Raw genomic sequence first — 23,479 nt, 5'->3', positions numbered from 1 at the left:
AGTATGGTGGATTTATGAGTGATGACTTACTTTTTGCTCTATAACGTTCCAACCCGGTAAAAATCAACCACTTTCTCTCGCAGTACTCGTTCGTAACGAGCTTGAATCAAGTTTATAGATGCCCGGTCCAGATTACTTTTAGCCAAATTATAGTCGACAGCATTGAGCAGACCCGCGTTATAACGAGCTTCGGCAGCTTTGTACGATTGCGCTAAAACGATCACCTGTTGTTCTAGGGCCTGATACCGTTCATTCGCATTTTGCTGTTGGTTAACGGCTTGATCAATGGCTTGCCGTAGATTTCGCCGGACACTTTCGGCCTGCGATTCGGCCAGTTGTTGTTGCAAGCGAGCGTTTGTAGTGCGATAGCGTACCTGAAAACCATTCAGAATAGGGATTCGAATGCTCATGGTTAGGCTTTTGTACTGATTGTTATCCAGTTGTTGAAAATAATTGATGCGTTCTGCGCTTAGGGTGGGTTCGAGTACTTTAACCGGATAGGATTGCCCGGCTACGTCAACAAATCCGGTAGTTGTTTGCTCCACAGCATCTGTACTGTACATGCTGCGCCGGGCCGCACTTGAGTATGAGGTACCCCAGTTAGCATTAACAGTTATGGAAGGATACGCTAGTCCCCTGGCAAGGTCTAATCCTTTCTGTGCTGCTTTGGTACGCAAATCGGCGGCCAGCACTTCGGGCATAACGGTTCGGGCTTGCGTAAAAATCTGGTACGCGTCGGTTGTAACCTTCTGGGGAATCATTGTGCCTTCCAGCCGAATCAGCTGTAAGGTTGTTGTTGAGGGTAGATTCAAAACTTGCAACAGCGTTAGCATAGCCGCTTTTAGGTTTGTCTGAGTCTGAACGTATTGCATCTGATCATTGGCCAGTTGGCTTTTGGCATCGTACAGATTAAAGGGGGGCGTGGTACCCGATTTTACCAGCTTCTCGGTTCGTTCAACCTGTGCTTGTGCCACGCTTACCTGTACCTCGCTTGCCGTTACTAAGTCTTGTGCCGTTAATACCTGCAAATAAGCCAGTAATGTATTGAGAGTAATTGTATTTTTAGCCGTGGCTACATCAAAGTGACTTGCCTGTGCTGTTAGACTTTGCTGTAGCAATGTATTCTTCAACTGGAAACCGTTGAATGCGGTCCAACTTACACCTAATCCGACTGTATTGGTCGTAATCTGCGCATTGGTCACGCTATTTGTATACGGGTCAACGTTACGCCCAAAGTTCAATCCCTGATTCGAATAGCCCGACAGGGTTGGTAACTGACTTTTTCGCGTTTGTTCAACGGTGTTATCGGCTAGTTGCTGCTGCAATACCGATTGCCGAATGGAGGGTTGATTTTCCAGTGCTAGTACAATGCACTGTTCCAGCGTTAGCGTTGATGAACTGGGTAACGAAGGTATGGATTGCGCCCAGAGTTTTCCAGAGAAACCCAGTATGAGTAGAATTATAACTATTGGTTTCATAAAGCTAAGGCGGTCTGGGTTTCGGGAGTTACTACAGGCGTTGCCGTTTGATCTCCGTTGGCACTGATCTGGAGCAAATCCAACGGGGAGAGACTCGTCGATTTTATGGCCAATGGCATCTGTGAAGCCCAGAGTGTATAATATGCATTCTCTCTCGCCAGCAACTCGAAATGGGAGCCTTCTTCAATTAATTTACCCTGCTCGATAACGATAATTTTATCGGCGTTCATCACCGTACTGAGTCGATGTGCAATCAGAATAACCGTCTTATGCTGTTCCCGTAGATGCTGGATGGTCTCCTGCACGCACTTCTCAGAAATGGAATCGAGCGATGACGTGGCTTCGTCCAGAATTAGAATGTCTGGATTCTGATACAGGGCGCGTGCAATGGCAATCCGCTGTTTTTGTCCACCCGATAAGCTGGCTCCGTTCTCGCCCAGGTACGTATGAAACCCATTAGGCAATTTTTCAATAAACTCCGTAATGCCGAGTCGTTGGCAAATGGCTACGATCCGTTGCATATCGGGCTGGTATTCGCCCACGGCAATGTTGTCGATGACGTTTCCAGCGAAGAGATCGATCTTCTGTGGCACAACGCTTACCCGACGGCGAATACTTTCGTTACTGATGTGTTTGATGTCGTAATCGCCAATGTGAATGCTGCCGCTTTGCAGTGGATACAGGTTTTGGAGGAGTGATAGCATCGTGGATTTACCCGAACCACTTTCGCCAACCACTGCCGTAATTTGGCCCTTTGGTACCGTTATGCTCAGACTGTCAAATACTTGTGTACGACTCCCATACCGAAACGATACGTCCTTGAAGCGAATGTCGCCGATCATATCCGACTGAAGTTCAATTTTATTCTCAGTCGATTCACGTTCTAGGTCCATGATCTCGAACAGGCGATCGGCGGCAATAAGCGCATCCTGTACCGTTTTGTTGGCACCGATGAGTTGGCTGGCGGGGCCTGTGAAGTAGCCAATCAGTGCATAAAATGATAGGAGTTCGCCGGGCGTAATCTGGTTGTCGATCACAAAACCCGCACCTACCCAAAGCAGGATGATGGTGAATAATCGGGAAACAATTTCCGTGGCATTGCCCGACCAAACCGAGTTGCGGGCCGACGTGAAAATGGTCTTCAGCAACTTGACAAAGCGCGTTTCGGTCTTGATATTGGCGAACGATTCCAGGCCGAAGCGTTTGATAGTGCCCATTGCATTCAGCGACTCGACCAACTGCGATTCCAGTTCGGCTGCATCTTCCATCAGTGTTCGCTGGTACTTTTTATTCAGCTTGTTAACAATGACGTAGATGCCCGCATAGAACGGGATAACGGCCAGCATAATCATGGCTAGTTTCCAGTCGTAGGTAAACATCATGCCGAACGAAAATAGAACGATGAATACGTTGACAACCAGACTTGTAGCGGCATCGTTGATAAACGCCCGAATCTTAACGGCATCGTTGATCCGCGAAATAATTTCACCCACGCGCATGGTGTCGAAAAACTGCTGGGGCAATTTCATCAGGTGTTTGTAATACCCCAGAATCAATCGGGCATCGATTTGCTGCCCGGTTTTCAGGGCGAACATGCTTTTCAAACTTCCGATAAATAGCTGCAAAACGAGAATCAAAATCATGGTGATACTCAACAGATTGAGCAGATTTCGATTGCCTTCGACAATGACGTTGTCGACAATTTTCTGGACATAAATGGAGGTCGAAAGGCCCAGTACGGTGTAAATCAGGGCACCGAACAGGGCCTGAATCATCACGCTCTGGTGCGGCTGAATTAACTGCCAGAAACGTTGCGTAGCCGATATTTTTTCGTTGCCCGTTTCAAATTGCTCGTTGGGCAACAGCAGAATCAAAACGCCAGTCCAGATTTTTTTGAACTCCTCGTGCGTATGTTTAACGAGCTTACCTGGGCCGGGATCCATGACCACGATGTGTTTATCCGTAATATCATAGATGACCACAAAGTGATGGAGTACTTCTTTAATGATGACGTGGGCAATGGCCGGTTTAGGTATTTTCGATAAACTTTCGAACGTACCGCGTACCCCTTTGGCCTGGAACCCCAACCGAGTAGCTGCTTCGATCATACCCAGGACATTGGTGCCTTTCTGATCAGTTGAAGCCATTTGTCGGATGCGGGCAATGGGCATCATCAAGTTATAGTGTGCCGAAATGGAAGCCAGGCAAGCTGCTCCACAATCGGTAATGTCGTGTTGTTTGATTATCGTATTTTTTGCCATGATTTTCTAAGGGGTAGCGCCTGTTTGGGCCTTTACTTTTGAGCAAGGGCAGGGGTATTTTTCGGATTGAGCCAATCATCGGCCTTATCGTAGAGCAGGTCGAACAGGCTTCGTTCGGTAATTACAAAGCGCGCCCGGAGGGTCATGCCTTTTTTGAGATAGCCTTTGTAACCTTCTTTGAGGGAAAGAAAATTCTGATCGAGCTGACACTTGACTTTAAAAACCGGCTGGTTTTCCATAACAGTAATGTCGTTCGAAACCTCAGTTACTTTTCCCTGTACTAAGCCCCATTGATTGTAATCGAAGGCGTCTACCTGCATTCGGGCCGTCATACCGGGCCGTAACAGGCCAATATCTTTGGGCGATACGTAGCACTCAACGAGCAGATTAGAATCGGGCGAGATCACGCCAAGAACCTCACCCGGTTGCACATAGCTTCCAGGGTAGCGCCCGGTAAGCTGGCTAACTGTACCGGTAACGGGGGCTTTTATGGTGTGAAGATCGCGTTCGTTAAGGAGTTGGCGTTCCTGTGCGCGGAGTTCGTCGAGCGCGAGTTGTTGCTGGGTCAGGCTGGCCTGCCAGTCACTTACCTGCCGTTCAATTTGTGAGGCATATTGCGCGACTACGGTTTTGTAGGTAAACTCTTTATCTTCAAATTCTTGCTGCGCCAGTACTTTGTCTTCATAGAGCTGACGCGTAACGTCTAATTCACGTTTGCGTTTCTGCTGCGTCTGCGTGTTTTCGGTGAGCAGAAACCGAAACTGTTCGTACTGTTGGCGCACAATCGGCGATTGCAAACCAGATACCGACAACAAATTTGGACGAGTAGCGCGAACAAGTCGGTCGAGGTCGCGGATGTTGAGGAGTTTTTCGGCTTGCTGGGAATGGTTGAGCCGAAGTTTGGTTTCCAATACCTCAGTCTGCAACCGAATCATGGGTTGCCCCTGGTGAACAGGCTGATTGTCATGAACCAGTACCTGGGCTACTGTACCAGCTACCAGTGGGCGGAGTTCGTTACGCTCAGCCACTGTGCGAATGATGCCTGCACTTTGTACCGAAACTTCGGTATGAATGAACGGGAGCGAAACTAAAGCCGCCACAATAGCGAGAGCGACTGAGCAGTAGATGAGTTGACCCCGTACGGTAACCTGGGGCAAATAAGCCTCCGTGGTGTGCTCAATGACGGCAGGCGGGTGTAACTGATGTTGCATCGTGTTAACGTTTTGGATAAGGGGCCGCTATAGGGATGCGGTTATTTCTTATGCCAAAGGTCAGGCGATGCTACGCGGGGTTCAATAACAGACGGTTGTAGTTTATAACGAGAGGGAATAAGTTATACTAATCTATTTTAAAAATGCCATCGAATGCCAAGTGTAATGCCAACAGGCTGCACAATAGATGTATTGTTGGCAATATTCAGTTGAAAGTCAGTCTGATCGGGTGTTGTGATGACTTTTTTATTAAACAGATTACCCGATTCTTTAAAGATTATTGATGGCGTATTCGTCAGTACAAATCGGTAATTCGATTCAATAAAATAGTCGCGACGCTTTTTCTGAAACGTAAAACCGAAGCCGCCTACACCAGCCCATCCCCGATCGGCATAAAAGACCTTGACTGGAGTGTTTAACTGCTTGCCTGGATCGACAAAGCCCTCACTGTTTGTAAGCTCCGTCAGCAAACAGCCTGTCTGCGACCAGGCAAAAGCACCCAACGCATAGAGAAATAGGGGATTTCCTTTCTTTTTAACTAACAGGCTATAGGTGAATCCAGCTTGAATGGACTTGTAATAATCGTTATTTAATACGCTTTGGAAATTGATGACATCTAGTTTGACATGATTTGTCAGTCGAAAACCATAGCTGGTCCTGAATAGGAGAATAGGGTGTCCAGATGGGAATGACGTTGGGTTTTCGAAAGATTTATGTTGATAAGTTGCCGTTAGGATAGGACTTTGTTGTGCGTACTGAGCAACTCCAATTCCATAGCTAATGCTCAATTTTTTTAATACAGCGACTAGTTTATCCCGTCGGGTTTTCGAGGATACATACTGTTGTGCCTGTTGTGTTTGTGATATAGCTTTAAACTGCGCCATTTGGCTTTTCTGCGCCGAATCGGCTTCCAGGCTTGTGTACTTATCCCAAAATTCAGGATCATATTCGTTCGTTAAATCTGAGAAAATAGCGCCATAGGCTAACCGTTTATCATAGGGAACAGGTGTGCCCTGCTCATCATATTGGGTAGTGATAAAGGCTAGATCGTGGGTGGTTTCGCGTTTTGTTTGCTTATTGACAAATGTGGTTTTGTGTGCTATATGTGCCAGATGCCATATTCCATTCTGCTCAATATACCTACATTCACGTAGTCGATTTTTGCTTATAAACCGTCTGATAAGATCGTGCTGAAGAGCCCTACTACTTTGATACGTAATTTTTACATAAGCCAGTGACTTTTTGTGTATCCAGAGCGTACCCGTAGCCGACTCTTCCCTGTCTTTTGAACTAAAGTTGATAACGTAGAGTGAGTCTGAGTTGTAGGGCGTAACGGCCGCCAGCGTATAGCGATATCTTTTGTTAAATGAATTTGGATTCAAAAACTCGGCTCGCGTTTTAACTAAATCATTTGAATTAGCGATAAATGCACCGCCGTACCATCGGGTGGTTTCGATGGAGTCTCGTCCCGGATTTTTATTGATACGTGCCTTTATTACTTCAACCTGTGCATCCTCGTTTGTAGCCTGATAACCACTCATGACAACCTTCAGATACGCTTCGCCATAATGTACTAATTCGTCGCTATCTGTACTCTGATTCAGTTCTCGGTAAAAGCCCTCCAGGGCGAATGTTTTGTGCGGATAATTTGATTGGATTTTTCGGAAGGCTCCCGTCAGTATAGTTTTTAAAATACTGTCTGGCATCACCCTAACTTCTTGCAGGGCAACGCCTTCCGGTAGCGTTATAACCACAGGCTTTGTTGTATGATCAATTCGCTGCGTTACGGTTTGATAACCGATGCTACTTACCAGAATTTGACAGGGAATTGAGGGGAGTTGCAGGTTGAACTCGCCATGCTCATTTGTGGTCGTTCCTTTTGAAGTGCCAACTACTTGAATGCTTGCGAAAGGAATTCCCTCTTTAAAAGATGATAAGATTTTACCCTGTATACGTTGCCCTAATGTTATATGTGCGCAAATAAGGAACGGTAAGGGCAGTAGGTATTGGGGTTTCATTGTAGAGCGAATCACTTTATTGGATTTGGTGAAACAACGATCAGGCCAACCTTAGTAGGGTGGTCTTGGACTCTTAATTTGTATTGTCGATTACTAGCATTACTTACTTAATACAGAAATGAACCATTGTTTCAATATAGGGTATCCTTTAATAATAATATTTCCTGTAAGAAATACTATTATTAAACTTATTATGTAAGCCCAATTTTTTGGCTGCTTTTTTGAATTATGCATGAAAAGTATATAGATTAATTAATAATTCAACTGTCGACTCACAAAATAAGACTACATATGAATAGTTTGAATCTAGTTTTTGATAACGAAATTCAAGAATATTTCTGATTAGTAAGGTGCGCTTACCAAGAACCTTTTCGTGTGTTAGAATTAAATAATATAGATACTAATAATCATTGAGAGAGCTAAAAGGGCATATTTTGCTTTATGATTTTCAGTTGTTATGCCAAAAAAGGCTAAATAATTAACAAGTGAAATAGCGTAAGTTCGATGTTTGTCTGTGGCGAATTTGTATTGGGAAATGAAATTATTCGTTATTAATTAAGCTACCTTACTTTCTTGACTAGCTCGAAAAATAATAATCAAGACAGGTATGGCATTATTTATAATATGTAATATTATACTCCACTTTAGTCCATACATTAGTGATGTCCAACTGAAAAATAAACCCGAAATAAGATGAGGGAGTAGGGCTAAGAGAATTGTTTGGGGGCGAGCATTTGTAAAATCATAATTATTGTAATGCCACAAAGAAAATAGAAAAGCGCTAAGCCATATTATATATATATTTATTTTATAATTAGATGTTAAGTTTGCTAAATAATATGATATGTACTTGTGGAAAAAAAATCCAATTAAAATGCTAAATATACCAATAGGTAAAGTCCTTGCTGTTAAAGAATAAAAATTAGCCCTGTTTAAAATGCATATTATTAAATAAGAAATTACAATAAATGCCAGAGTAAGGGTTAGACGATTTGATTGGATAATTCCTCGAAATGCAAATTCCTCAAAGAAGGGTGCCAAGATTACCACTTCGAGTATAAATTGAGAATTTGATGTCTCTGATAGCCAAGAAGTTAAATCACCGCTCCCTTTTGATGGGTCAATAAGTCCATACTTGTTTAATAAAAGACTCAAAAAACCAATAATTACTTTAAATAAAAAGATAAGCCCTATGGCTTTCCCTATAAATAAAATTTTATAAATGGCACCTATATTGATATCTTTATCTAGATAACTTGCCCCTTGCAAAAAATCGAAAAAATTAATAAATAATTGCTTCATGATATAAAAACTGGCTACTTATCTAAGTAGCCAGTAATTTTTAGTGTGTATAATCACTTCCCTGGTATACCATGCTCAAATAAATAAGTACCCACGGCATAGCCAAGCTTGTACCACATGCTATCTTTATCTACACCGCCGTTGATAAAGGCCAATTCGTTAAAGTTTAGCTCAATTAGTTCTAATGAATTCATGATTTATTAAATTATAGTTGATAAAATTGATTACTATTTGTTATGTGCGCGGGCCGCTTCTTCAAGCCCAGACACTATATTACTGACAGCCCCATATACATATCCACAAGCATATCCAACTCCGTAAGCGATGTCACTGAGTAGGCTACCTCCATCAATCAGATTTAATTCGTTAGAAGTTAATTCAGAAACTTCAAAATTATTGATACTTAATTGCATGATTTCTATTTGTTAAGTATTACTTTTAAAAAAGTTAATAGTTGGTAATAGGTTATTTGGTTCCATCGGCAGCTGCTGAGCCATTAGAAAATCCACTTGAGAAGGCTTGTTTAACCCGACACCATGTCTCACCGCACCATGTGCCAGCATCATCTAACCAACTACCTCCATCAACCATTTGCATTTCGTTGAAATCTAATTCAACCGTACTTGACTTATCCAGATTTAATGTTGTCATGGTGTTTTTTTTATAATTTTTTTTATAACTATTGCAACCTCTGCTTTAACCCGGGATACTTTAGCCGCAATAGATACTCGTGCACTCTTAATCTATTCCACAACTAGTATTCAATTTTATCTTGTTTCGACGAGCTTCTGACTAATGCTTTTTGCTGGGTCAATGCCCGCATCTGATAAGATGCCAGTTTAGTTATCTTCCGAAGACTTGCCGTAGCCTGATTTTGCCTACTATTGTAGCGTTCCATTAATTCTTGATCAATAAGCTTGTTTATGCAAGCAGTACTATTAGATTTCCTGATGGTCGGGTAAGTTTTTCCCTTTTTCCAACGGTGGATTTGTTACAGGTTGCTCTATTGGCTGAGTTTTAATTGGTAAAATAATCTTACGTTTTACAACAGAATCGCTTTCCGTATTTGACGATTTGGGCTTGCTCCCAGAATTGTATGTATTGTTAGCATACGATGGCTCTACTGTATAATTTTCTTTACAAGCTGTTGCCATGATTAGCATACCTACTACGGCTAATAGTTTTTTCATTTTATATGTTTTTTATTTTCATTTTATTTATTAGGTGATACAAATTTCTAGCGACTTCGCTTTTAATTCAATAACCTATAGTTTTACTTTATTCAATTAGGTTATAAGAGTCGTATTTCCTAGGCAGCCTCATCATAATAACTAACTGACTCGTCATGAGGCAAGGCCATATTGCCGAATAAATCGCCAGCAGACACGATCCAGTTGTCGTCAAAATCGCCAGCTTCATCAGCCAGAAAATCGGTATCATTGTTGATCCATATTTCAAAAGAATGCTCCGAGTGAATGCGTGTTTTCATGATGTATGTTTACGTTAGGTAGACATGAGTTTAGATTTGTGTTGCTGATTTGTTGCATCAAAATTGGCCGTTGTTTTTTCTGACTTCAATAACTAATCTTTTTATCATATTCCATTGAGCTATAACTTATGCGATTTGGTTATAAGTGGAAAAATATAGCTAGTAATTAGGCACTAACTACAGCTTGTCGGGCGCGTACGGAGTCGTAGTGCCGGGCTAAGCAATGGTAGAGTACTAACTCATAAGCTCGCTGTTTAGATGGAAACAGACGATTGACAAGCATATGAATCACGCTGCTTAAAATGGCATAGAGTTGGCGGGAGTTGGGTAAGGAGCGTACCAGACTTTGCAGCAGTTCGGCCTGGCGGTGTTCCCAATTAGTCAGATCGCCAGCAATCGGAAAATCGTCGGCTAGTGCCTGGTCCATCAAGGGGCGATACATCCGGTATTTTTCATTGAGTTGATGCCGTAAGGCCGATGTACCGCCAAATTCCTGAAAAAAACGTTCTTTCAACTCCCCTAATATTATCAGGCAGGCATTGGGCGTGAGGCCTGCGCCGATCAATAATTGGTCAATTTTACGAATGGCTATGGCAACCCGTAAGTTTTCGTCAAACTCATTACCGGTACGCGCTATGAAGGCTAACGTAGACAGGCTATCGTAGTAGAATAATGTTTCGCATAAGGGCATGTGCTCTATACCGTAGCGTTCGAGTTCACGCTGATAGGTATCTACTTTGATACGATGAACAATACCTGATTGAATGGCTTCATGCAATGCCTTTTCCATGACTCGTACTACATGATGGTAAAATTCAAGGTGAGCATTTCCCCGAAATCGAAGCCGTAGGTGTGGATCGGTGTCTTTGTACCGAACAAAGAAGAATTGGTCAATGATCTGTGTTTTGAGTAGCTGTTGTACTACTGGATAAATGGTTTCGGTCAGGAGTGTATCGGAGGTTTTTTCGCCGGTATAGACCTTCAAATAGAACCATTCACTTCCAATCGAAAACTTTCGTTGTGGCAACACGTCTGCTGATTGGCTCAGCCCCGAAAACGGTTTCGCCGATAAATTTCCAAACGGAATAAGCACCTCATGCGTAAAATGGTCGCGTTTATTGGTTAAGGGAGAGCGGTCGGGCATGGATAGAAACTCCACTAATCGGATGCGGGCCGATGTACCTGAACGAGCCAGTCGACGGATTTGCTGAGCCAATAACGTTAGTGATTCAGGAATGTGCATTGAAATAAATAACTCATTATCGCCCTGGGCAATAACAAATTGATCAGGCAAGCCAGCAGCCGTTAATTGAGCAACTAAGCGTAATGGATTGTCGGATGTGAGATCGTTACAGGCAAGTTGCCAGGTGGCCCGGCTAATGATGATGTTCCGGTAACGAACCCTGGGCAGATACGTTTGTGTTCGCAGACCCCCCCAATTCCAGGCAATGTTCAGGTGGGCGTCTTGCGATTGCAGGTCGCACAGAAACCGATAAATAGGTAACCCCTGCGAGAAATTATGTGCATTGCTCAAACGGGGAATTATCCGTTTGTTCAGCCGTTTCGAGCGTAGAATAATCTGTCCCTGCGTGGTTTGATCGTAATGGACCGATACCAGTAAGTCGGTCAGGGGAATTTGATAGTCCGGTGCTACCGATGACTGACCCATGTATGGAATTTCGTATTGATGGGTGGTTGGCCGGATTAAAATATTGCCAACCCGGTTTTCGGGTAAGTGAACAATCTCTGCAATGATCACATCTGGATGATAGTTTTCTTCGGCGGTTGCGCACTGTTGAATCTGTTGAGCCAAGGCTTCATTGCCTTCTCCAAATCGGCTGAGCAGGTTTATTGCCGATGGGCCTTTACAAGCCAATAAATTAAACTGAAAGTCACCTTCATCCACAGCTTTGGACGAACTGGCCAATAGCGTACCGAAGGCATAAAAGCTATCGGGAACAGACGGGGTTGCGACCTGGCTACTGATATAGGTCAAATCTGCCTCAGTCAGAATAATTTCATGGATTGAATCGCCTGCCCGATTCGTGCGGAGTGCCTGCGTGTATTTATCCATCACCAGTGTTTGCCACCAGCCCCAGGTTGTTGTTGGGGTAGTAGGACTTGTCATAAAGGTTAAATCATCAATCAGGGGTGCATACCCTACACCAAACGTTGAGCCGGAGCCATAGCCAATGCCCGATTCGGCATCGAGAGCCAGCGCTAACGGAATCTCCTCGTCTTCGTAGCGATTGTAGAACCGCCGTTTAAACTCATCGAGGTCAGGGCAGTCGTTGGGTTGGTTCAGAACTAGCAATTTCTCAAGATCTCGTTGTACGAGTTGCAACGCATGCTTACCCAGTTGCAGGGTCGGATTGCGAGTGTCGCCCCAGCCAAAAAAAGTATCTACCTGAACAATATCGGCAGAGGGGGGATAAATATTCCGGTCGGTAAACCATTGCTGAACCTCTGAGTAAGCCAGTAGTCGATCAGGCTGTTGTAGTGATCGTTGTAGTCGATGTAACTGTTCCGTTATGTCGGTTGTGTCTGCTAAGGAGGCAATTCGTTCTGTGAGCCGATTCAGATAGTGTAGCCCTGTTACGGTTGGTTCTAGCTCGAACGATAATAGTTGCCCTTCAATGAGTTGCTCAACAAAGCTAATTGCTTCGTGCTGATCAATGTTGCATGTTGTAAGGGTATTTGTCAGTTCCTGAATGGTTGCTCCGGTACGTGCCGCTTCCAGAACAGTTGTCAGATGGCGTTCGGCTTCGGCAACACTGATAAAGTAGCTGCGCCGTTTATTGTCGAACTGCTGCTCAATATATCGCAACGAGGAGCCTATGGGATAGAGCGACGAGTTTGGAAACAGGCGTAGTTGTTCTCGAATAATGGGCTGATGGCTAAGCCACTGACAGATTGCCAGCAGGCAATCCATATCGATACGGGTATGCGTTCGAAGCGTTGCCGTTGTGCCTGCCCGAAGTTGGGTTTGCTCGCCGAAGCGCCCTATTGTACAGCCCGCAAAGAGGCCGTAAGGAGTTGGACGGCTACACATTCGAATCAGGTATTTATGAAGTGTGATCAGCAATTTATCCTGCTCGGGGAGGGTTTCGCCTGAGAGCCAGCGTTGAAACCGTTCATAGAGGGCGGGCGACGCGACAAAAATGGCTTGTTGCGCTATTGGATCCTGATAATGCTGACGCAATAAGTCAGATAACGGATTGGTAGCAAGTTGGTTGTAAAATTGAAGTAATGTGTCTAGGGAATACGTCGGCTGGCGCAGTAAAAAAAAATCTTTTGGCTGAATCATCTTGGAGTTGGATAAACAACTCCAAAAATACATTGTCACTTTTTGGGTGTATATAGTTTCTTGGTTTTTTCGACCAATTATTTACCCGGACTTTCGCTTAGAATCTGTTTGAGACGTGCTACGGTTACTTGATTTGTGTACCCTGATAAACCGTGGCACGTCTCAAACAGATTCTAAGCGAAATAAATTGACATTCATCGTTGCTCGAAAAAGGAGACATAGCGATCCAGGCAAACCGCAAACCGCTCGAATGAATACGGTTCGGTCAGAAAGTCGAACGGGTTCAGGTTTAAATGACTGAACAGATGCTGCGGATACGGCGAGGTAATAACAACCGTCGGATGATTACGCAGGGCATCCAGAAACGGGCCGGGGACATCATTGTCTGGACCGGCAAGCCGCATAAAGACCAGTGCTTGTTTGGTGGTCTGAATGGCGGTGAGCATATCCTCCGTAAACGCCCCGGTCTGGCCAACGTTAAGCCAGCCGGTGCGTTGGAGGTAATGAGCGAGTTGACGCCGACTCGCCATTGATGGGTTTAGGAGAAGGTAGATTGGCAATGGTGACTAGAAATTTCCTAAAGTGAAGATTGTTGTTCTCCCGTTATTTTTAGGGCATGTTGAAATGCTTGTCAGGCAAACAATGCGTTGTCTTTTAAAAATTAAGCGGGTTGGAGCAGGTGGAGTTTGATTTTTCATGGCAGTAATTAACCTAAGTTTAGGTTTATGATAGATAAGGATTTTAGAATCATTTCTGTGTCTGTCGACAATTCAAAAGTAGTGGATGTACACAGGTAGCTTCAACTACTTTCGACATGTGAGCGTACATTTTTCGACTAAATGACTAATAGCTTCGACTAATGCTTTGCTAGGGTAAAACCTCGACCTGAATGATGAGCATAACTTCGTATGTATTCTCCGTTGGTGTTACAACTAATTCATAGTTGTCTTTATAAAGGGCATCAAGTCGCCTGCGGACATTGCCAAGTCCGATACCTCCCGATTTCTTGTCTGACTCGCCAACAGGCAGTTTCTTGGGGATACTATTCTCAACTCGGAACACAAGTTGGCCTGCTGTTACATCGGCACTTACCTGCACATAGGCTGTTTCTGTAGCTCCCTTTATACCATGTTTAAAGGCATTTTCCACAAAAGTAATGAGCAGCAAGGGTGTAATCTGATAGCCTGAAGGAGTACCACTCTGCTCGTAGTCAATCACCACATAGCGATCTGAAAGTCGATTGCGCTCTAGACCCAAGTAATTTTGAATGTAAGCCAGTTCCTTATCGAGTGCTATTTTAGGTAAGCTTGTCTCGTAGAGGTTATAGCGCATCAACTCCGACAGGCGAAGAATTAAGTCAGCTGCTTTTTCATCGGTATCAAAAATACGCGAATACACACTATTAAGTGTATTGAATAGAAAATGAGGATTGACCTGAGATTTTAGAAAATCTAACTCAAGGTTTAACTTGTCCTTTTCAAGGAGTAGATTTTTAGTTCTAAGGTCAATAATAGCATTAACTACTTGTATTGTTAATAGTATAATCGCAAAAGGAAAGCTATAGAAGGAACTAAAAAAAGCCGCTGCTCCATTTGAAAAACATCCGTACCAACTAGCATGATGGAATAATTGCCAATCCCTTTCAACTCGGGGACCAATATTAATCTGTTGTAAGTAATAGAATAGCAAATAGTTACTCTCGTAAATAATAAAATGGCAAACTAAGAGCCATATTGTAAAAGGTACTATACTGAAATTATATAAATATCTAGGAAAAACATAATGCCCAAGGAAATAGTAAATTGAAATTGTTTGTATAATTAAGCTGATAGATAGCCAATTATCAACTAAGCTGTTGTCCTTGTAAAAAATGTCAATAACGAAATATCGCATGAAGTATGAAAACAAGGCCCATAGTAGAATGTGCTTTATCAATCTTCTAAACATTGTTTGATTAAATAAGGGAGACTGAACTTGGCTCATAATATTAAGAGTAGGAGTGGATTTTGCTAGCAATACAATTTGTTGCTCAGGCTTCTTAAATCATATTCTTCTTCAACTCCTCCATGACCCGCTCGCGGTAAGTAACGCCAATCACTACTTTCTTTCCGTCGAGAGTAGTTATCTGATTGCCGTCAATTTCTTTGATCGCTTGCCGCCTAACAATGTAGGAGCGGTTAATTCGCAAAAACTGTGAGGGGGGGAGCATCTCCTCCAGTTTACTCATGGTCATGTGCGTGACCAGAATCCGTGTTGTGAGGTGCAGTTTAAGGTAGTCTTTCATGCCTTCGGCGAAGACAATATCCTCTGGCGCCACACGAATTAGTTTTTTGTCTTCCTTAATTAGAAAGTAAGGGATTTTTTCGCGCGGATCAACTGAGGCTTCCGTTGGCACATGGACTGGTGGGCGCGTTGGTGTCGGCGCATTGGGATCTATGGCAAAGCCAAGCCGTTTGGTTACCCGGTTAATAGCTTCCAGAAATTTATCGAACCCAACAGGTTTGAGTAGATAATGGGTCACCGCATCGAAGTTGTAGATATCAGACGCGAATTGGGGCGAAGCTGTTACCATAATGACCAGTGGATGAGGTTGTGGGAGTGATTTTAAAAACTCAATCCCCGTCATATACGGCATTTCAACGTCCAGAAACAGGATATCGGGTTTGAGCTGCTGTACCTGTTCCAGGCCCTCAAATGGGTCGTAGGTCTGCCCAAGCAGAGCCAGATAGGGCACACGACTAATGTATTTCGACATGATGACATGGGCAGGTGACTCGTCATCGACTAAGTAACAGGTGAGTATATCGGTCATAGTGGAAGCAATATATTCGATTAGCCTGTTATGGTGACGTATTAGTCGAAGAAAATGCCCTATTAGTCGAAATAAATTTTCTGCCGTTATGCTGTCCGGTTAGTTTGTATCAGTCAAACAACATAAACCTTTACCGATATAAATTATGAACCCCATTGCCACCAAAATCCGCAAACTTCGGGAAATTCACGGTTACCCACAGGAGTACGTTGCTTTTCAGTTAGGTGTTAGCCAGGCCGCTTACAGCAAAAAAGAAACAGGCCGTACAGAGTTGTCACTGACAGTATTACAACAGGTATCGGCTTTATATAAGATTAGCCTAATGGATCTTATTGAACTAACCTTGCAGGATTTGCTCATCACGGTTGTTCGGCAACAGTAAATAATATCTATATATTATCATCAATTTAGTTATCAACCACCTCACTTAAACGTACAGCAATGGAGTGCATGCGCTGAATGGCGTATCCTTAAGGTGGGTTGATATCCATGCGCGAAAACAGGTTGTGGTCATTGGGATTCCGGTCATGCTGGCTGTGGATTGGTTGGCAAAATTGTGGAGGCAATGAATCGAAAATACGAGTTAATTGCTACCTGCATTATAGTAGTGTACCTACGGGCTTTAGCTGGTGTTCAACTCAAAACATCCACGGCTGAAGCCCGTAGGCACAACTTTTTCAACCAATACCCTGCCCCTCTATAAGCACCAAGCCTGCGCCAATCGCCAGCGCATCTTCGGCCAGGGCAACCAGCGTATCGGGCACATCTTTCTCGTGTGTTAACCAGTGGCGTAAGTGAAAAAAGGCGAACGATCCGGCTGCTGCCCCCAAAGCTCCTAAAATGGCACCATAGCCTACAGATTGCTTATTGGCTTCGGTTAAGGCGGCCCCGCACAGCGCACCAGACGCAATCCGACCCCAAATCTGTGGTTGGGCAATACGATCGGGAGCGCTGGGAAGTTTGTCGCCAATGAGTTCACCGCCAGCCATTAGCTCTAACGCCATAGTCGCTTTGGGTGATACCAGGAAATGAAGTTTTGAGTTGGTTAATGGCTTCGTCGACGCGTGCGACAATTTATAACTTACAAAAGCGGGAGCCATCATGCTGCGCATGCCAGCAATAATGCCAATCTGGAAGGCATTGATGTATGTTCGAATCATGACTAATTGACGTTGAGTAATTTATGTAAACTCAACGCCAATTAGTCTGCTTTGTTTTGGGGCAATCTTGCACTGGCGCGGGTATTAGCCCGTGCCCTTTATTTCGTCAGTATTTACTGACGCCTTGAGATAAGAGAATTTTCAATTGATTTATAAAACGCTGACTTAGTATCGTTTGGGTATGGATTCTGAGTGTTACTGTCGCTGAAAAATATAAAATTGTTTTCGTTCGGTTTAAGGTGATTTGACTTAAGAAAATGGCCATAAATCAATATTTTCTACTGTCTTCTGCGTAACTTGAAAAGCGAATCTAACTTGTGCCAAAAATTATACTTAGTAATGAAAAAACATACTTTATTCGTTTCTTCACTAGCCTTTGCTGGCCTTTTGGCTCATACAACCTTTGGGCAGGTCGCTACATTGAATGCGCGGATGGACAAAACCGCCGAAGGACTTGAGAAAAAAGTAGTCGCCTGGCGTCGTGATTTCCACCAACATCCAGAACTGGGTAATCGGGAGTTTCAGACGGCGGCTAAGATTGCGGCTCATCTGCAATCGCTGGGTATGGAAGTGAAAACGGGTGTTGGCAAAACGGGTGTTGTTGCCTTGCTCAAAGGTGGTAAGCCTGGGCCAGTGGTAGCGCTACGAGCCGATATTGATGGCTTGCCTGTAACCGAACGAGTTGACGTCCCCTTTAAATCGGAAACCAGAGTCGAGTACAACGGGCAGCAAACGGGCGTTATGCATGCTTGCGGACACGATACGCACGTAGCTATCCTGATGGGTACTGCCGAGATCTTGGCATCCGTCAAAAATGATCTTCGTGGTACGGTTAAGTTTATTTTTCAACCTGCTGAAGAGGGCGCTCCCGAAGGGGAAGAAGGTGGCGCTTACCTGATGGTGAAAGAAGGTGTTCTGGAAAACCCCAAAGTCGACGCCATTTTTGGGTTGCACATCAACTCACAAACGGAAGTCGGGACAATCAAATACCGGCCCGGCGCGACTATGGCAGCTGTTGATTCATACGCCATTAAAATCAAAGGGAAACAAACCCACGGAGCTGCTCCCTGGTCAGGTGTTGACCCAATTGTAACGTCGGCACAGGTGGTGATGGGCCTGCAAACCATCGTGAGCCGTAACGTTACACTCACCGACAATGCAGCAGTCGTAACCGTAGGTGCTTTACACAGCGGTATTCGGCAGAATATTATTCCTGAAGAAGCGAACATGATCGGTACAATCCGCACGTTCAGCCCCGAAGCGCAAAAGCTGGTTCATCGGCGTATTGATGAAATTGCAACGAACATTGCCGAAAGCGCAGGTGCAAAAGCCGAGGTAAAAATTAATATCATGTATCCGGTTACCTACAATGATCCTAAACTGACGGATCAGATGGTGCCGAGCCTGGAAGCTGTGGCGGGTAAAGCCAATATCAAACTGACGCCAGCCCAGACCGGGGCAGAGGACTTCTCGTTCTACCAGCAGAAAGTACCGGGTTTCTTCTTCTTCCTGGGTGGTATGACCAAAGGTAAAAAAGTAGAGGATGCCGCTCCGCACCACACACCTGATTTTCAGATCGATGAAGGTGGATTTGTGCTAGGAATGAAATCGCTCTGCCGCCTTACGACCGACTATATGGAGTTCGCCAGTAAAGGCGTTGCGATCAAAGAATTGACGACTGCAAGCGGACATTAAAAGTTGTTTCAAGTTCAATGTTTCAAGTTCAATGTTTCAGGTTCCATGTCTTCCCGGAACATTGAACCTGAAACTTGAAACAACCTTACGTTCCTTCTCTGTTTCTCAGAATTCGCGATAATAATCCGGGCAGAAATCGCTTTAGATAAATACCATAAATTTCGGAGCCGCCAATATAGACCTCTTCTTTTCCCTTCGAAACGGCTTGTAATAGTCGTTGCGCGAACTCCTCGGGCATCATTCCTTTCTCCTGATTATCATCCATTTTGCCGTGCGTTTGTCCATCGGCCCGGAGTGCATTGACTGAAATAGCCGTTTTGATGTAGCCGGGACAAACAATCGTTACACGTAGGCCCGCGTTGTGAACTTCAGCTCGAAGTGCATCGAAAAATCCATGCAGGGCGTGTTTGCTTGCACAATAACCCGAGCGTTGCTTTGTCCCTAATTTGCCTGCTACACTGCTCGTCACAATAAAATGACCACTACCCTGCGCCAGCATGAGTGGCAAAACAGCTTTAGTAAGCGCTACAACCCCAAAGAAATTCACATCCATCAGGCGTTGATAAACCGAGAAATCGGTATCAAGAACTGTGCTCCGTTGGGTAATGCCTGCGTTCTGAAACAGGTAATCGATGCGTCCAAAGCGCTGTCGTACCCGCTCAACATGATTGGGCAGACTGTCTAGGGCAGTCATGTCCATTGGCAAGACCAACACGTTCGAGGGTGGCAAGCCTGTTTGGATCGCCACCCGTTGCAATTCGTCTGATCGTCGGGCCGATAACACCAGCTTTACATTCTCCAGTTTGCTAACGGCAAGCGCAATCGCTTCACCAATGCCAGAAGAGGCACCCGTAATCCAGATAACAGCGTTAGAAAGAGGCATGGTGTTTTCTGACAGGATTTATGGGATAAAACAGGATTTTTAGCATCGAAAATTAAATCCTATTTTATCCCGTAAATCCTGTCGAAAGAAAATCAATTCGTGCATTTTCGGCTTCCACCACTAACTCGACTGGTTGCCCAATAGGAAGTGCCAGGTTAAACTCGACGTGACCAGCGGGGAAATCGAATAAGACAGGATAGGAGTAAGCCGAAACCGTGTCGGCAATGATCTCGAAGGCATCTTTCCCAAAGGGTAACGATTGATTTCCGCGCATGTCGGTAAACTGACCCACAACTAACCCCGCCAAATTGGCTAGTCGGCCAGAGCGTCGGAGTTGGGTCATCATTCGATCAAGCGAGAAAAGCGTTTCGTCGATGTCTTCGATAAACAGGATTTTTCCGGTGAAATCGACATCGGTTGGTGTGCTGATGGAGTTGACAAGCATTGTTAAATTGCCGCCGACGAGCTTTCCTTTGGCGTATCCTGCTCGGTTAAGTGAATGCGCCGGGACAACGTAATTCCCAGGAACCTCCCCAAACAGCCATTTTCGCAGTGATTCCAGCGAAGCTGCCCGTGCAGAGTCACCAAATTGCCGGGGCATCAGCCCGTGAAGACTCACGATGTCATTGTTGTGCAATAAACTTAAGAGAACCGTGACGTCGCTAAACCCCACAAGCCACTTTGGGTTTGCCTTTAGGCTGGTTAAATCAATGTCATCAGCAATGCGATAACAGCCATAACCACCGCGAGCGGCAAAAACGGCCCGAACGTTTGGGTCATCAAACAGGCGTTGAATATCGTTCCGACGTAACTCATCGGAACCCGCAAAAGGACCATCGATGGCGTGCAGGCTTTCGCCTTCAATGACGTTGAGATGCCAATCTTCGCGCAAAATTCGCAGCCCGTCGGCTAGTTCTTCATAAGGAAACCAACTGGCAGGAGCCACAACACCGACCGTATCGCCGGGACGTAAAAAGGGGGGGGAGCATTCAGGTTATAGTTTGGGATTTGAGGTTTACGGTATTCGGTTTGAGGTTTATGGTTGGCTGATGCATGAATGGTACTAGCGCGTTAGCCAACCGTAAACCTCAAACCGAATACCGTAAACCTTAATTCAATTCAGCTTCTTCGGTTTCGTCGAGTTTATCCAGATCGAGTCTGGTTTGCTGATCCCCATCGAACATCGGGCGGAACTTGTGCCCCCAAAGGATTTCATCATATCGATAAGAAAAACGCGTATGGACACTCTGAACAAAGGTATCGTCTAAGGCCTGAAACGAAATCAAAATTTCCGAATCCGCTTGCTCAAGCTCTTCGGGCGTGGAGCCGTACAACGGGCTCTTTTCTGTAATCGGATGAACCAGCGTCCAGTTGGCCGGAAAGAACGAAACTTTACTCCGTTCAAAATTGAGTGGGTAATATTTCCGGGTAAGCGTGCCATCCCCTTTCGGTTCCAGGCGTGTCAATGTGGCTGTGATTTCTAAGTTAATGAGCTGGTTCGGGCGGGTATTTATAATCCGAAACATCCAGGCATTTACATCCAGATAAGGCGCAAAGACCGACCGTTTCGAAAAACGGATGCGGGCAAGTGGACGCGAAAATCGCCCATATAATAGGCCTGTGGCAAGGGCAAATGCCAGTAACCCAATCATGGACTCGAAAGCTGCAATCGAACTAGTCAGGAAGCTATTGGGCGAAATATGGCCATACCCAACGGTCGTCAGCGTTTGTGAACTGAAAAAGAAACATTTCCAGAAAGGGCCGTTTAGCTTTTCATCGGCTATACCGACCAGTGTACTAGGGTCGGTTAGCATATAGACCCCGGCAAATAGGGTGTTGGTGAACAAATAAGCAACCAGAAGCCAGCTGAAAAATTGAACCCAGCTCATGGTGATCAGCCGATTGTATACATTCAATCGATCCCAGAGTGATCCGTGCTGCCGGACCAGGTTGAAACTGCCATCCTGATTGACCAGCCTTATTTTTGAATCGGTTAGCTTCGTGCCAAAACCAAGATCTGTACGTTTTTCTTCCTGCTCAACTAACTGGCTGTTTTGGGGGGCGTGGTTAGAAAGTTGGCGAGTTTGTGAATTCATAGCGAATCGGTTTGTTAATAAGCATAAGCTGTAGCACTAGGTCGGTTAACAAAGTTATCGCTAATTTGTCCTGCTCAACCGAATCATCCCACATTCTATTTACTCAATGCACCCAATTGAAATTGTAACGGGTTTACTAGGACTGACAACCTTACTGGCGGTAGTGGCCAGACGGTTTCGAATGTCGTACCCAATTTTGCTGGTTATTGTCGGACTGCTGATTGGCTGGATACCCGGTTTGCCGTCGGATATTCTATCGCCCGATGCTGTTTTTCTGGTTTTTCTACCGCCGTTGCTCTATGCAGCTGCCTGGCAAATTGACAACGTCGAACTGAAAATGTACAGCCGGTCGGTTTCGTTGCTGGCTGTTGGATTAGTGCTATTTACCTCTACCGTCGTCGCTTTCGTGGCGCATGCCGTCATTCCGGGTTTTTCGCTGGCGCAGGGTTATTTACTGGGGGCAATTATTGCTCCGCCCGATGCGGTAGCCGCTTCATCGGTGATGCGGGGGTTGAGTGTTCCAAAGAAGATTTCAACCATACTGGAAGGCGAAAGTTTGGTGAATGATGCTACCAGCCTGATTATTTACCGATATGGTTTGGTCGCCATTTTAACCAATCAGTTTGTGCTCTGGGAGGCAAGTCTTCAGTTTGTTGGCATTGCTATTGTGAGTATCGCCATTGGGTTGCTCATTGGTTGGATTATGCTTTGGGTGCACCAGATCATTAGCAAAGATGCCGTAATCAGCACGGCACTAACGCTCCTGACGCCTTACGGAGCCTATCTGATTGCCGAAAATTTTCATCTTTCCGGCGTATTGTCGGCTGTGGCTACGGGCCTCTTCCTATCGACGCGCACTTCAATCTTGTTTTCGTACCATAGCCGATTGCAGGTAAATTCGGTTTGGGAAATTGTTGTTTTTCTGCTGAACGGCCTGGTATTTATTCTGATTGGGTTGCAACTGCCCATGATTGTTTCTAATCTGAATGGGTATTCGCTTCCTGAGTCTGCCCTGTATGGGTTACTCATTAGTGGCGTAGCAATTGTGTGCCGACTGGTCTGGGTATTTCCGGGAGCTTATGTGCCTAGGTGGCTGAGTGCGCGCATTCGAAAACGAGAAGAAAAGCCGACTTGGCAACAGCTTGTTGTCATTGGTTGGGCGGGTATGCGGGGCGTAGTCTCACTGGCCGGCGCTCTGGCACTACCAACTACGATGCCCAATGGCGAACCCTTTCCGGCCCGCGACCTGATTCTGTTCATTACGTTTATCGTTATTTTAATCACGCTGGTTGTTCAGGGTCTTACATTGCCGATAATCGTTGAGTCGCTGAATGTTCGGGAACAGATCGATGAAAAGAAAGAAGAGCGTAAACTGCGGCAGAAAATGGCTTTACAAGTGATTACCCATCTCGAAGCTAACCACTCGGCAGGTTCTGTACACGACGATGTGTTGAGCTATGTAAAAAATGAATATGAACTGAAAATTAGTGAATTGAGTGGTATGTTGCGGGCGTCAAATAATTCGCCCCGCCCTGCCGAACTCTATCAGCAAGCCATCCGGCTTCAGTTGGAATTGATTGACGTTGAACGAACGGTTCTGATTGAACAGCGTCAAAGCAGTTTATTGGATGGAGATGTACTGCGTAAAATGGAACAGGAACTAGACCTCGAAGCAGCCCGACTTTCGTTGGTTCAACCGGCAGAATAAGTAAGTCGCCATGAGTTGCTTAGAAACTAGTTTTCGTCACGCTCAAAGAGAGGCACGGC

General features: G+C 44.9%; 22 protein-coding genes. 3 read left to right on the top strand and 19 right to left on the bottom strand.

The window, feature by feature from the left end:
* Nucleotides 1-38: 38 nt before the first annotated feature.
* The 15 genes from H3H32_RS25075 to H3H32_RS25005 all read right to left on the bottom strand — a co-directional run bounded on the left by H3H32_RS25075 (nt 39) and on the right by H3H32_RS25005 (nt 15,878).
* On the bottom strand, nt 39-1,478 hold the full coding sequence (locus H3H32_RS25075) for a TolC family protein (RefSeq protein ID WP_182458509.1): 1,440 nt from the start codon (nt 1,476-1,478) through the stop codon (nt 39-41).
* Nucleotides 1,475-3,739 (bottom strand): peptidase domain-containing ABC transporter, encoded by a 2,265-nt coding sequence (locus H3H32_RS25070; protein ID WP_182458507.1) that lies wholly within the window; start codon nt 3,737-3,739, stop codon nt 1,475-1,477. The genes H3H32_RS25075 and H3H32_RS25070 overlap by 4 nt, the downstream gene beginning before the upstream one ends.
* A gap of 32 nt (nt 3,740-3,771) precedes the next feature.
* Nucleotides 3,772-4,950, bottom strand: a complete 1,179-nt coding sequence (locus H3H32_RS25065) for an HlyD family secretion protein (RefSeq protein ID WP_182458505.1) — start codon at nt 4,948-4,950, stop codon at nt 3,772-3,774.
* Between the two features lie 137 nt (nt 4,951-5,087).
* Entirely contained in the window at nt 5,088-6,968 is a 1,881-nt protein-coding gene (locus H3H32_RS25060) for a carboxypeptidase-like regulatory domain-containing protein (RefSeq protein ID WP_182458503.1), read from the bottom strand.
* Nucleotides 6,969-7,523: 555 nt separating this feature from the next.
* Complete coding sequence (locus H3H32_RS25055) at nt 7,524-8,270, bottom strand: CPBP family glutamic-type intramembrane protease (protein WP_182458501.1); 747 nt, start codon at nt 8,268-8,270, stop codon at nt 7,524-7,526.
* Between the two features lie 53 nt (nt 8,271-8,323).
* Nucleotides 8,324-8,464, bottom strand: coding sequence for a hypothetical protein (locus H3H32_RS25050; protein WP_182458494.1), 141 nt, complete (start codon nt 8,462-8,464; stop codon nt 8,324-8,326).
* Nucleotides 8,465-8,497: 33 nt separating this feature from the next.
* Entirely contained in the window at nt 8,498-8,683 is a 186-nt protein-coding gene (locus H3H32_RS25045) for a hypothetical protein (RefSeq protein WP_182458492.1), read from the bottom strand.
* Between the two features lie 52 nt (nt 8,684-8,735).
* Nucleotides 8,736-8,921, bottom strand: coding sequence for a hypothetical protein (locus H3H32_RS25040; protein WP_182458490.1), 186 nt, complete (start codon nt 8,919-8,921; stop codon nt 8,736-8,738).
* A gap of 103 nt (nt 8,922-9,024) precedes the next feature.
* Nucleotides 9,025-9,168, bottom strand: coding sequence for a hypothetical protein (locus H3H32_RS25035; RefSeq protein WP_182458488.1), 144 nt, complete (start codon nt 9,166-9,168; stop codon nt 9,025-9,027).
* A 40-nt stretch (nt 9,169-9,208) separates the two neighbouring features.
* Nucleotides 9,209-9,460 carry a hypothetical protein gene (locus H3H32_RS25030; protein WP_182458486.1) on the bottom strand — a complete coding sequence of 84 codons (252 nt, stop codon included), beginning with the start codon at nt 9,458-9,460 and terminating at the stop codon, nt 9,209-9,211.
* Nucleotides 9,461-9,579: 119 nt separating this feature from the next.
* Nucleotides 9,580-9,759, bottom strand: a complete 180-nt coding sequence (locus tag H3H32_RS25025; protein WP_182458484.1) for a hypothetical protein — start codon at nt 9,757-9,759, stop codon at nt 9,580-9,582.
* 166 nt (nt 9,760-9,925) lie between these two features.
* The gene (locus H3H32_RS25020; RefSeq protein ID WP_182458482.1) at nt 9,926-13,066 is read right to left on the bottom strand and encodes a lantibiotic dehydratase; all 3,141 of its coding nucleotides are present in this window, start codon (nt 13,064-13,066) and stop codon (nt 9,926-9,928) included.
* A gap of 194 nt (nt 13,067-13,260) precedes the next feature.
* On the bottom strand, nt 13,261-13,596 hold the full coding sequence (locus tag H3H32_RS25015; RefSeq protein ID WP_182458480.1) for a response regulator: 336 nt from the start codon (nt 13,594-13,596) through the stop codon (nt 13,261-13,263).
* Nucleotides 13,597-13,933: 337 nt separating this feature from the next.
* Nucleotides 13,934-14,959: a sensor histidine kinase gene (locus H3H32_RS25010; RefSeq protein WP_240543841.1), complete on the bottom strand. Its 1,026-nt coding sequence runs from the start codon at nt 14,957-14,959 to the stop codon at nt 13,934-13,936.
* Nucleotides 14,960-15,104: 145 nt separating this feature from the next.
* Nucleotides 15,105-15,878, bottom strand: a complete 774-nt coding sequence (locus H3H32_RS25005; protein WP_182458476.1) for a LytR/AlgR family response regulator transcription factor — start codon at nt 15,876-15,878, stop codon at nt 15,105-15,107.
* Nucleotides 15,879-16,023: 145 nt separating this feature from the next.
* Between H3H32_RS25005 and H3H32_RS25000 the strand changes: the two genes are divergently transcribed.
* Complete coding sequence (locus H3H32_RS25000) at nt 16,024-16,260, top strand: helix-turn-helix domain-containing protein (RefSeq protein ID WP_182458474.1); 237 nt, start codon at nt 16,024-16,026, stop codon at nt 16,258-16,260.
* A 295-nt stretch (nt 16,261-16,555) separates the two neighbouring features.
* On the opposite strand, the gene H3H32_RS24995 is transcribed toward H3H32_RS25000, so the two are convergent.
* Nucleotides 16,556-17,038, bottom strand: coding sequence for a DUF4126 family protein (locus H3H32_RS24995; RefSeq protein ID WP_182458472.1), 483 nt, complete (start codon nt 17,036-17,038; stop codon nt 16,556-16,558).
* 339 nt (nt 17,039-17,377) lie between these two features.
* On the opposite strand from H3H32_RS24995, the gene H3H32_RS24990 reads away from it, so the two are divergent.
* The gene (locus H3H32_RS24990; RefSeq protein ID WP_182458470.1) at nt 17,378-18,733 is read left to right on the top strand and encodes an amidohydrolase; all 1,356 of its coding nucleotides are present in this window, start codon (nt 17,378-17,380) and stop codon (nt 18,731-18,733) included.
* Nucleotides 18,734-18,818: 85 nt separating this feature from the next.
* On the opposite strand, the gene H3H32_RS24985 is transcribed toward H3H32_RS24990, so the two are convergent.
* The 3 genes from H3H32_RS24985 to H3H32_RS24975 all read right to left on the bottom strand — a co-directional run bounded on the left by H3H32_RS24985 (nt 18,819) and on the right by H3H32_RS24975 (nt 21,712).
* On the bottom strand, nt 18,819-19,616 hold the full coding sequence (locus H3H32_RS24985; protein ID WP_182458468.1) for an SDR family oxidoreductase: 798 nt from the start codon (nt 19,614-19,616) through the stop codon (nt 18,819-18,821).
* A 64-nt stretch (nt 19,617-19,680) separates the two neighbouring features.
* Nucleotides 19,681-20,562: a S66 peptidase family protein gene (locus H3H32_RS24980; protein WP_182458466.1), complete on the bottom strand. Its 882-nt coding sequence runs from the start codon at nt 20,560-20,562 to the stop codon at nt 19,681-19,683.
* 163 nt (nt 20,563-20,725) lie between these two features.
* Entirely contained in the window at nt 20,726-21,712 is a 987-nt protein-coding gene (locus tag H3H32_RS24975; protein WP_182458464.1) for an ion channel, read from the bottom strand.
* Nucleotides 21,713-21,818: 106 nt separating this feature from the next.
* On the opposite strand from H3H32_RS24975, the gene H3H32_RS24970 reads away from it, so the two are divergent.
* Entirely contained in the window at nt 21,819-23,420 is a 1,602-nt protein-coding gene (locus H3H32_RS24970) for a Na+/H+ antiporter (protein ID WP_182458462.1), read from the top strand.
* Nucleotides 23,421-23,479 lie beyond the last annotated feature (59 nt).

The organism is Spirosoma foliorum (assembly GCF_014117325.1).
Taxonomy (GTDB): Bacteria; Bacteroidota; Bacteroidia; order Cytophagales; family Spirosomataceae; genus Spirosoma; species Spirosoma foliorum.
The sequence above is the reverse complement of the archived record's forward strand: the minus strand, read 5'-3'. Positions and strand labels throughout refer to the sequence as shown.